Origin of the sequence: Leptolyngbya cf. ectocarpi LEGE 11479, from assembly GCF_015207065.1 — a bacterium.
GTDB lineage: Bacteria > Cyanobacteriota > Cyanobacteriia > Phormidesmidales > Phormidesmidaceae > Leptothoe > Leptothoe ectocarpi.
Map to the genome: position 1 here is coordinate 1 of NZ_JADEXP010000238.1, position 10124 is coordinate 10124.

Sequence of the window (10124 nt, forward strand, 5' to 3'; positions counted from 1 at the left end):
AGCCATGGGCATTGCCAGTGACGACACGGTTGCCCAGCTGCAGCACATGGCGCGGCACATCAACCAGGCCCTCATAGACTTTTTTAATAGCTGTCACATTACCCTTGTCGATTTCAAACTAGAGTTTGGCACCTTGGCCGATGGCACCCTGGTACTAGCCGATGAAATCAGCCCCGATACCTGCCGTCTCTGGAATCAGAATGAAACCGATGAATCCCGACGAGTGATGGATAAAGACCGATTTCGTCAAGATCTAGGCGATGTGGAATCGGGCTATCAGCAGGTGTTAGATCGAATTCTGGCACATACAAATTGAGCACTTAGGGAGACGGTGCGGTAGAATCTTTCAGAAAATATTAAATTCTGTTCATGCTTTTCTAGACGGCCCAGCTGCGTATTAGAAAAGCGTTCCTAGGGCTGTGTCTACAGATCCTAAGGGCCGAATTTAGTGTATGTCATTAACAGGAGCTTTTAAGAGCTGCTGTTCCCACGTGGTGTCAGGAGTACGTTTTACAGGACCGCCTATGCGCTTTTCGCCGACTCTATTGGCTTGTTGTACCGTTGCAACATTGTTTGGGTTGCCCGTGCTCGCAGCAGATGCGACCGACGTGGTTGAGACATCAACAGCTGAAGCTGATGATGCGGGACTAACCGCTGATATGGCTCAGCTGGTAGAGCTGCCTTCGGAAGCTGAAACCGTGGAAGCTGAAACCGTGGAAGTTTCACCACCCCAGCAATTGGAAAACAGCCCTGCGCCTGTTGATGACACCCTCCTGGTGCAAGACGCAGAAATTCCAGACGAAACCCCAGAAGAAAAACTAGAGCGCCTGCTAGAGGGCATCGGTCAACCCGCTCGGCCCCCCGAAGAGCCTGACGTGCCGCCAACTCCAGAGGCTGAAACGCCCTCGGACGCAACGCCAGACGAAGGCGTTGCCGAAGAAGAGCCGGTGGAAGAGGAAATCCCGGTACTTGTGGCAGAGCTGGACGTTGTTACTTTAGACGGTAGTGCCCTTGATCCAGATCTAGAAGATATTGTCTATCAAGCCCTCACCTTGCGTCCTGGCCGTACGGCTACCCGCAGTCAGCTGCAAGAAGATATCAACAATGTATTTGCCACGGGCTTTTTCGCCAATGTTAGGGCCAGACCTGATGATACGGATCTAGGGGTGCGCGTCACCTTCGGTGTGCAGCCTAACCCCATACTGACCGGGGTAACCATTCGCACTGATGCTGACACCGCCAGTGTGCTGCCCGACGATCAGGTGGATGAAATCTTTGGTGAGCAGTATGGCAGAATCCTAAACCTGATTGATTTTCAAGATGGCATTTTAGAACTGAATGAGTGGTATCGCTCCCAGGGGTATGTGTTGGCCCAGGTGACGGCGGCTCCCCAAGTGTCAGACAATGGTGTAGCCACGCTGATTGTGGCGGAAGGGGTGATCGAATCGATTGAAGTTCGCTACATCGACGAGGACGGTAACAGCGTCGATGCCGAGGGAGAACCCATCGACGGCAAGACTCGTCCCTTTATTGTGACCCGACAGTTCAGAACTGAACCTGGGGATGTTTTCCGACAGGACAATATTCAAGCCGATCTGCAGCGGGTATTTGGCCTAGGTATTTTTGATGATGTTCGTCTGTCGTTAGACCCCGGTGACGAAGACCCCCGTAAGGTCAAAGTGGTGGTCAACATTGATGAAAGTAGTACCGGCTCAGTGGGGGCTGCAGTCGGTTTCAACCTGCGAGGGGATGTGTTTGGTAGCGTTAGCTATCAACAAGATAACCTGGGCGGCAACGACCAGACACTTCGTACTGAGGTGCAGCTGAGTGAGAGCGATCTGCTGTTTGACGTCAGCTTTAATGACCCCTGGATAGCTGGAGATCCTCATCACACGTCCTATACGGTGAATGGCTTTAATCGGCGTTCAATTTCTCTGATTTTTGATGGGGGGGACACAGATGTGGATCTGCCCAATGGAGACACACCTCGGGTTAACCGTTTGGGTGGCGGGGTGACCTTTAGTCGTCCCCTAGATGATCCTTGGGATAACAGGGGCTGGAGTGGTTCTGTTGGTCTGGAATATCAACGGGTTTCCATTCGTGATAGCGATGGTGACCTGTCACCTGAAGACCAATTGGGTAACGAGCTAAGCTTTAGCGGTAGCGGACGTGACGATCTTTTGAGTATTCCCATTGGTCTTGTCTGGGATCAGCGTAATAATCCCTTGGCACCCACGAGCGGTAGCTTGTTGCGTCTGGGGTCTGAGCAAACTATTCCGGTGGGGAATGGCACCATTTTCTTTAATCGGGTGCGCGCTAGCTACAGTCGTTACTTACCGGTTAATTTCGTCAAGTTTGGCGACGGTCCCCAGACTATCGCCCTGAATGTGCAAGGCGGGACGGTGATTGGCGATCTGCCCCCCTACGAGGCGTTCTCCCTGGGGGGAACTAACTCGGTGCGGGGCTATGACGAAGGAGATTTAGGCAGCGGTCGTTCCTTTGTGCAGGCCACGGCTGAATATCGCTTTCCACTGTTTACCTCGTTCTTAGGCGGGGCACTGTTTGTTGACTATGGTTCTGATTTAGGCTCAGGGGGTGATGTGCCTGGAGACCCTGCCATAATTCGTGGCAAGCCCGGAGATGGTTTTGGCTATGGGGCGGGTGTGCGAGTACAAACGCCGTTGGGTGCCCTCCGGCTGGACTATGGCTTTGGGGATGATGGTGATGGCCGCATTCACTTTGGTATCGGAGAGCGATTCTAATGTCGGCGGGGGCCGCATTACAGCACACCCTGGCTGCGTCTGTTACGTGTACTGGTGTGGGTCTGCATTTAGGTCAAAAGACCCAGGTGACGATTTTGCCAGCAGCGGCCAATAGCGGTCGTTATTTTGTCCGTACAGATCTGGGGGATGAGATGATTCCTGCTGAGGTGTCAGCGGTGAGTCAAACTCGTCTTTCCACCCAGCTAGGTCCCTCAGAGGGACCGGTGCGAACGGTAGAGCATCTGCTAGCAGCACTATGGGCGGTGGGCGTAGACAACGCCCGGATTGAAATTGACGGGCCGGAAGTCCCGTTGTTGGATGGGTCTGCTCGGGATTGGATACACCAAATCCAGGTGGTGGGCACCGTGGAGCAGACGGCGGTGCGTCTCTGTGGGGTGTTGAGGGAGCCAGTGATTGTACGGGATGGAGATGCCTATGTGATGGCGGTCCCGGCCTCACAGATGCGCTTTAGCTATGGTATTGACTTTCCGGTGGCGGCGATTGGCAATCAATGGCATAGCTGGTCCCCGGTTGATGGGGAGTTTGCTGAGCTGGTGGCCCCGGCGCGCACATTTGCCATGGCCCACCAAATTGACGGGTTGCGATCGCAAGGATTAATCAAAGGTGGCAGTCTTGAAAATGCCCTCGTCTGTGACCAAGAAGGCTGGTTGAATCCTCCGCTGCGATTTGCAAATGAACCGGCACGTCATAAACTTTTAGACTTAGTAGGGGATCTCAGTTTATTAGGTGTTCTCCCTACGATGCATGTGAGCGCTTATCGAGCGAGTCACAGTTTGCACGTGCAGTTAGCTCGTCAGGTAGCGGCTGTCTGTGCAGCTCATCCATCGGCTTCTGCTTAGCCGGGAACACCTACGCCGTTGCTGTTAAAAAAAGTCTATGGCCACCGTCATTCAAGATAAAACCCACACCAACCAAGAGTCTCAACCGGCCGCTGCCGAGAGCGAGTCCCCTATCACCTTCAATCTAGAGCAGATTCAGGCGCTGTTACCCCATCGCTATCCCTTTGCCTTGGTTGATCGCATTATTGACTATGTTCCTGGTAAACAGGCGGTCGGTCTAAAAAACGTCACCTTCAATGAACCCCACTTCCAAGGGCATTTTCCAGGGCGTCCCATTATGCCCGGTGTGCTCATCGTCGAGGCCATGGCCCAGGTAGGCGGGATTGTTCTCACCCAAATGCCCGGTGTCAACGGTCTGTGCATGTTTGCCGGGATCGACAAAGTGCGATTTCGCCGACCGGTTGTGCCAGGTGACCAGCTGGTTATCACAACAGAGCTGCTCAGCGTACGCGGGCTAAAATTCGGCAAAATGCAAGCTAAAGCTGAAGTCGATGGTCAATTAGTGTGCGAAGGCACCCTCATGTTTTCTGTGGTTGAATAAAACATAACCCAATGCTCCCAACTGCTCTGATTCATCCCACGGCGGTCATCCATCCGAGGGCTCAAGTTCATCCCAGTGTCAAGGTGGGACCCTATGCTGTGATTGGGGAGAAAGTCAGTGTTGGGAAAGACACCGAAATAGGTCCCCATGTGGTGCTTGATGGTCATACCGAGGTTGGTCAGCGCAATCGCATTTTTACTGGCGCAGCGATTGGGTTAGAACCGCAAGATCTTAAGTACGACGGTTCTGAAAGCCTGGTGTCCATCGGCGATGGTAACAATATTCGCGAATATGTCACCATTAATCGACCCACCCGATTTGGTGAGATTACCCGCTTGGGCAATGGCAATCTGCTGATGGCCTACTCCCATGTCGCCCACAACTGTTTGATTCAAGATAGCGTTATCATTGCCAACTCGGTTGCTTTGGCCGGCCATGTTCACATTGAGTCCAATGTTCGCATTAGCGGTCTGGTGGGGATTCATCAGTTTGTTCACATCGGTCGCCATGCCATGGTGGGTGGCATGAGCCGCATTGAGCGGGATGTTCCTCCCTACATGATGGTGGAAGGTAATCCATCTCGGGTAAGAGGTCTAAATCAAGTCGGTCTGAAACGCTCGGGTATTAGAGATCTAGAAGCGGGTCGTGTTTACGACGGTCTCAAGCAGGCCTATCGATTACTGTATCGTTCAGGGCTTACCTTTAGTGAAGCCCTGAACAAGTTGGACTCCGTTGCCAACAACGAATATGTGCAACATCTCCATCGATTTTTGGTAGCGTCCCAACAAAAAGGTCGGCGGGGTGTGATTCCAGGGCGACATATTTCTCGGTCCTAGGGTTGGGGATTGCTTCCTTAGCCCTAGAGATTGTTTCTACCATGCAGCGTAATACTATCCGGACCAACATTCAGACCAACATTCAGACCAACATTCAGACTAATAGTCAGACCAACACTCTCGCTACTCCTGAGCCCACGGCCCTGCGGGTGTTTATTCACACTGGAGAAGTCTCTGGCGATCTCCAAGGTAGTCTGTTGGTGGAGGCCCTGGAGCGTTGTGCTGCGGCTCAAGACATTGCCATTGAGGTTAGTGCCATGGGCGGTGACCGGATGGCCGCCGCCGGGGCCAAGCTGATTGGCAATACCGTCGCCGTCAGCTCCATTGGCTTTTTTGAAGCCCTGCCCCATATCATTGCTGCGCTAAAGCTTAATCAGCGGGCTAAACAGCACTTAAAACAGGTGCCCCCCGATGTGGTGGTTCTAATTGACTATATGGGGCCGAATGTCGCCATCGGGAGATTTATTCGTCGTCAGCTATCAACGGTGCCGATTGCCTACTACATTGCGCCCCATCTTTGGGTATGGGCGACTGTTCCGGGAGATACGGCTAAGGTTTTGTCTGTTGCCGATCGGATCCTTTCAATTTTTCCGGGGGAAGCCCGCTACTATCGAGAAAAAGGAGCCCAGGTCTCTTGGGTGGGCCATCCCCTATTGGACAAGTTTGCTAACTATTGTCCAGCTACCGCTAAACAAGACGCCCGTGAACAGTTAGGGCTAGAACCGACGGCCCAGGTGGTAACCTTACTACCCGCCTCCCGCCCCCAGGAGCTGACCTATGTGTTACCAATTATGTTTACAGCGGCCCAACAGCTCCAGGTCCAAAACCCCCAGCTGCAGTTTTTGGTGCCCCTAGCCCGAGACACCTTTCGTCAGCCCTTAGAGACCGCACTCAAGGCGTACGGACTGAGGGGACAGGTGGTGCCTCAGCCAAAGCAGATGTTGGCGATCGCAGCGGCCGATCTCGCCATTAGCAAATCGGGCACCACTAATCTGGAGATTGCCCTGATGGAAGTCCCCCAGGTGGTGATGTACCGTTTAAATCGCCTGACTGCCTGGGTGGCAGAATTTGTATTACGATTTTCAGCTGCCTATGTTTCGCCGGTAAATCTGGTTAATATGGAGCCGATTGTGCCGGAGTTTGTCCAGTGGGATGCCACCCCTGAGGCCATCAGCCAGGTGGCGTTAAATCTGCTGAACGATCCGGATCAGCGGCAGAAAATGGTGGAGGGCTACAGGACAATGAGAGATCATTTGGGGACGGTGGGTGTTTGCGATCGCGCCGCCACCGAAATTCTAGATCTGGCCATGGGCAAGACGGGAAAATCTATTACAGATACCCCTAAAGAATACTGACCAATCTGGGACCCGAGCAGGGTAACATGCGTCTGATGAAGTGTACAGGGAGAAAGTGAGTGGACATTACTGACATTTTTAAGCAAGGTGGGGTGGCCATGTGGCCCCTGGTTGTCCTATCAGTAATTGCCCTGGGCACCATTGTGGAACGCATTTGGTTTTGGTCTCGCATTATTACCCGTGAGCGCGAAGTTGCTGGCCGGGTCCTAGAAGCCGCCCGACGGGAATGGACAGCGGCAGCCGAAATCGCTCAGCGGGCTCACCGTTTGCCCATGGGACGTTTTCTCTATGCGGCCCTCAAGCTTAAAGACCAGGAGCCTGAAGTCTTTCGCCTCGCCCTAGAAACTGCCGCCAACGAAGAATTGGCCGCCATGCGACGAGGAGATAAAGTGCTAGAACTCGTCATCGCCGTTTCTCCCATGCTAGGTCTGTTAGGTACCGTACTGGGTCTGATGAAATCCCTGGGTTCCCTCGATCTCAACGATTTAGCCATTGGTAGCGCCACCAGCGGTGCCGCAGGCGGGATTGGCCAATCCCTGATCACCACTGCAACGGGGCTGATTATCGCCATTATTAGTCTGATGTTTTATCGTCTATTTCAAGGCTTAGTCTTTGGACAGGCCAAAGTCTTTCGTCAGTCCGGCAGTGAGTTAGAACTGCTTTATCGTCAGGCCTGGTCCTTGACCAGTGGGCGTCCTAGTGAATTAGGTGCTTCAGTTAATTAGATAAGGTGGTGAATCGATCATGGCCATGAAATTAGACATAGATGAGCAACAAAGCGATATTCAAATCGAGCTGCTTCCCCTGGTCGATGTTGTTTTTTGCATTCTCACCTTTTTTATCTTGGCCGCTGTTGGCAGTCGTCAGCAGGCCATTAATTTAGACTTGCCCAATGCCAATACCAGCTCAGCCCTGCCGCCCACGGCCCTAACCACGGGTCGCGATCGCCTTTATGTCAGCGTGGATCCCATTGGCCGCATTTATCTCGATCAAGACCCCATCTTGGAACAAAACCTGTTAGGACTGGTGGCTGATTTTTACAATGGCAATCCCGCCGGCATTGTGGTTCTGTACGCTGCCAAGGACTCGCGCTATGACGACGTTGTCCGCGTTTTAGATATTCTGCGCCAGGTGGGTGGTAATCGTGTTGCCTTAGCCACTTTGCCCGCCGGTACCCAAGCGCCTGGCACGTCCCAAGACCTGCTGCCCGGTGATCTGCCTCCGGATATTCAGGATCTGATTAATGGTTCAGGGTCTAATGGAGTAACTCCTGGCGGTTCAGGGTCTAGCTCGCCAGGGGCCAACGATCCGCTTTCACCATCCACAACAACACCGATTCCGACCACACCCGGTGGCACATTACCGGCACTACCACCTAGCGAAGAATAGTCTGCCAGGGATAAAACCTGTCAGGGCACCCATAAGGGGTGCTCCTGCTCTTTTCTAGACCACCAGGTTTTTATCCCTGGCCAGGACCCATGCCAACCGTACCGGCATAGACCGCCTGCTCCGCTAGTTCATCTTCTATCCGTAGTAAACGGTTGTACTTGGCCACCCGCTCACTGCGACACAGAGAACCCGTCTTAATCTGACCGGCTCGAGTAGCCACAGCCAAATCAGCAATCGTGGTATCTTCGGTTTCACCGGACCGGTGACTAATCACCGACGTCAGCCGATTGCGAGTGGCTAGGTCAATCGCCTCTAAGGTCTCAGTCAAAGAACCAATCTGATTTAACTTAATCAAAATTGAATTAGCGGCCCCTTCGTCAATCCCCTTTTGCAAACGGGTGGGGTTAGTCACAAACAAATCATCCCCCACCAGCTGTACCCGATTACCAATCTTTTGGGTTAATGCTTTCCAGCTGTCCCAATCTTCCTCATGCAGGCCATCTTCAATTGAAACAATTGGATAGTGACTGGCTAGCTTATCCAGATAGTTAATGGTTTCTGTTGGCGAGTGCGCCGTGCCATCAAAGGTGTATTGGCCATCCTGATAAAATTCGCTGGCGGCCACATCCAGGGCTAGCGAAATTTGCTCACCAGGTTTGTACCCCGCCGATTCAATAGCCGCAATTAAAATCTCTAGAGCCTCCTGGTTAGACCCCAAATTAGGTGCAAAACCACCTTCATCACCCACACCCCCAAGCAGGCCTTTTTGATCTAAAACTTTGCTTAAGCTAGCAAAGACCTCTGCCCCCCAGCGCAGCGCTTCTCTAAAGCTGCTGGCACCGCTGGGCACAATCATAAACTCCTGAATATCCACGTTGTTATTGGCGTGGGCACCCCCGTTGATCACATTCATCAAGGGCACCGGTAAGACATTGGCCAACGGCCCACCCAAATAGCGATAGAGAGGGAGGCCCAATGCTTCAGCCGCTGCCTTAGCATTGGCTAACGAGACCGCCAGAATGGCATTAGCCCCCAGGTTGGCTTTGTTCTCTGACCCATCTAGGGCGATCATTGTGCGGTCGATCACTACCTGATCAAGAGCATCTAGCCCGATCAGTTCACGGGCAATTTTTTCGTACACATTATTGACCGCCTTGAGTACTCCCTTACCCCCATAGCGTTCATCCCCATCTCTTAACTCATGGGCTTCAAAGGTACCCGTGGAGGCACCACTGGGAACCTGAGCCAAACCTACGGCTCCCACAGATAAATAAACTTCAGCTTCAATAGTAGGGCGACCTCGAGAGTCCAAAATTTCGCGGGCACGAATCTCTTCAATGGCGGTTTCGAGTAGGTCAATCATCAATCTGTGTTTCCTTGTGGATTAACTACGGGTAAACGGGTATGTAGGACTCACTGGAATGCCAATCTTTTGGTGCCTGGGGCAGCTAAAGGATTGCACGATAAACCAGCATACGGTGCTATCCTCACCAACGATAGGGTTGCCTTGCAAAATGTGAGGAAAAGCACATGGATCTACTTCTCATTACCGATCCCTGGTACGGTTTCATCCTCGTAAATCGGCCTCGTAAATCAGCAACGGCCACTAGACCAGCGCTAGGATGAGTTCGAACCCAAACTAGACCCAAACTAGACCCAAACTAAATTAACGGGAGACGTCGCGATGCGTTTATTACACACAATGTTGCGAGTGGGCGACTTAGACCGATCGCTGCAGTTTTATTGTGATGTCCTGGGCATGACCCTACTGCGTCAAAAAGAGTATCCAGGTGGTAAGTTTACCCTGGCGTTTGTTGGCTATGGCGATGAAAGTGACCATAGTGTGCTGGAGCTAACCTACAACTGGGGTGTGGAATCCTACGATCTCGGTGAAGGGTATGGTCACATTGCCCTAGGCGTGGATGACATCTATAGCACCTGTGAAGCGATTAAAGCCCGAGGTGGTAAAGTTGTGCGAGAACCAGGACCCATGAAACACGGGTCAACGGTGATTGCTTTTGTGAGTGACCCCGATGGCTATAAGGTTGAGTTGATTCAACTAAAAGATAAAGCAGCGTCCCAGCCCCAAGAAGCCGCGACAACAGCTTAGGGGGTGAATGGTAAATACGCCGAATACACCCAGTTGATATACTTGATCGTTCCTATCCCTGCCAGCCCCATCAGACCCCATGCAGCCATCCAATCCCGATAAGTTTACCGCCAAGGCATGGGATGCCATTGTTCAAGCTCAAGATGTCGCCAGACGCTTTCGCCAGCAATATCTTGAAGTTGAACATGTGATGGTGGCTCTGCTTGAGCAGCAGGGGCTGGCTGATACGATTTTGTCAAAGGCCAGTCTGGACCCAGGGTTGATTTTGCAG

The 10124-nt window shown here is 52.5% G+C and carries 11 protein-coding genes; 10 read left to right on the top strand and 1 reads right to left on the bottom strand.

Annotation, left to right across the window (positions count from 1 at the left end):
• The 8 genes from IQ260_RS20920 to IQ260_RS20955 form a co-directional block, all read left to right on the top strand.
• The coding region (locus IQ260_RS20920) for a phosphoribosylaminoimidazolesuccinocarboxamide synthase (protein ID WP_322745008.1) at window positions 1–316 on the top strand (316 nt) is incomplete at its 5' end.
• A 208-nt stretch (window positions 317–524) separates the two neighbouring features.
• Window positions 525–2762 carry a BamA/TamA family outer membrane protein gene (locus tag IQ260_RS20925; protein WP_193995036.1) on the top strand — a complete coding sequence of 746 codons (2238 nt, stop codon included), beginning with the start codon at window positions 525–527 and terminating at the stop codon, window positions 2760–2762.
• Window positions 2762–3622 carry a UDP-3-O-acyl-N-acetylglucosamine deacetylase gene (lpxC, locus tag IQ260_RS20930; protein WP_193995037.1) on the top strand — a complete coding sequence of 287 codons (861 nt, stop codon included), beginning with the start codon at window positions 2762–2764 and terminating at the stop codon, window positions 3620–3622. The genes IQ260_RS20925 and lpxC overlap by 1 nt, the downstream gene beginning before the upstream one ends.
• A gap of 37 nt (window positions 3623–3659) precedes the next feature.
• Complete coding sequence (gene fabZ / locus IQ260_RS20935; RefSeq protein WP_193995038.1) at window positions 3660–4163, top strand: 3-hydroxyacyl-ACP dehydratase FabZ; 504 nt, start codon at window positions 3660–3662, stop codon at window positions 4161–4163.
• A gap of 11 nt (window positions 4164–4174) precedes the next feature.
• On the top strand, window positions 4175–4999 hold the full coding sequence (lpxA, locus tag IQ260_RS20940) for an acyl-ACP--UDP-N-acetylglucosamine O-acyltransferase (RefSeq protein ID WP_193995039.1): 825 nt from the start codon (window positions 4175–4177) through the stop codon (window positions 4997–4999).
• A 41-nt stretch (window positions 5000–5040) separates the two neighbouring features.
• Window positions 5041–6354 carry a lipid-A-disaccharide synthase gene (gene lpxB / locus IQ260_RS20945; protein WP_193995040.1) on the top strand — a complete coding sequence of 438 codons (1314 nt, stop codon included), beginning with the start codon at window positions 5041–5043 and terminating at the stop codon, window positions 6352–6354.
• 59 nt (window positions 6355–6413) lie between these two features.
• Window positions 6414–7079 (top strand): MotA/TolQ/ExbB proton channel family protein, encoded by a 666-nt coding sequence (locus IQ260_RS20950; protein WP_193995041.1) that lies wholly within the window; start codon window positions 6414–6416, stop codon window positions 7077–7079.
• A gap of 25 nt (window positions 7080–7104) precedes the next feature.
• On the top strand, window positions 7105–7743 hold the full coding sequence (locus tag IQ260_RS20955; RefSeq protein ID WP_193995042.1) for an ExbD/TolR family protein: 639 nt from the start codon (window positions 7105–7107) through the stop codon (window positions 7741–7743).
• Between the two features lie 70 nt (window positions 7744–7813).
• Here the strand turns inward: IQ260_RS20955 and eno are convergent, their stop codons facing one another.
• A complete protein-coding gene (gene eno / locus IQ260_RS20960) occupies window positions 7814–9106 on the bottom strand; it encodes a phosphopyruvate hydratase (RefSeq protein ID WP_193995043.1) in 1293 nt (430 codons plus the stop codon).
• Window positions 9107–9427: 321 nt separating this feature from the next.
• Here eno and gloA point away from each other — a divergent pair, with 321 nt between their 5' ends.
• Window positions 9428–9853: a lactoylglutathione lyase gene (gene gloA, locus IQ260_RS20965; RefSeq protein WP_193995044.1), complete on the top strand. Its 426-nt coding sequence runs from the start codon at window positions 9428–9430 to the stop codon at window positions 9851–9853.
• A gap of 79 nt (window positions 9854–9932) precedes the next feature.
• On the top strand, window positions 9933–10124 hold a 192-nt coding region (locus IQ260_RS20970), incomplete at its 3' end, for a Clp protease N-terminal domain-containing protein (protein ID WP_193995045.1).